The organism is Parachitinimonas caeni (assembly GCF_030129945.1).
GTDB classification, from domain to species: domain Bacteria; phylum Pseudomonadota; class Gammaproteobacteria; order Burkholderiales; family Chitinimonadaceae; genus Parachitinimonas; species Parachitinimonas caeni.
In genome coordinates, this window is record NZ_JARRAF010000224.1 from 1 (window position 1) to 363 (window position 363).

Sequence of the window (363 nt, forward strand, 5' to 3'; positions counted from 1 at the left end):
GCTGACGGTGATGATGCGGCCCAAGCGGTCGTAACTTTGCTGCTGGACAACCTGGCCGGGGCTGGTGACTTTGATGGCACGGCCAAAGGCATCGTAGTCGGTGTGGGTGAGCTGGCTTTGGGTGCCATCGACCACGCTGTCGCGCAACAGGCCGCGCGCGTCGTAACTGAAAGTGGTCACGCGCTTGCGGTTGTCGCTTTGCAGGACGCGGGTCTGCTGTACTTCGCCAAAGGCGTTGAAATCGACTTCGCTGCGACCGCCAACGCCGGTCTGGGTCAATACCCGCTCACCCCGGACGTTGTATTCGTAGTGTTCGCCAGCATCGACGGCGCTGAACAGGTTACTCAGCAAGGTGTCGATGCC

Annotated in this window: 1 protein-coding gene; it reads right to left on the reverse strand. The window is 61.2% G+C overall.

Annotation, left to right across the window (positions count from 1 at the left end):
• Window positions 1-363, reverse strand: a 363-nt coding sequence (locus tag PZA18_RS24420) for a hypothetical protein (protein WP_284103484.1), incomplete at both ends; no start/stop codon positions are given.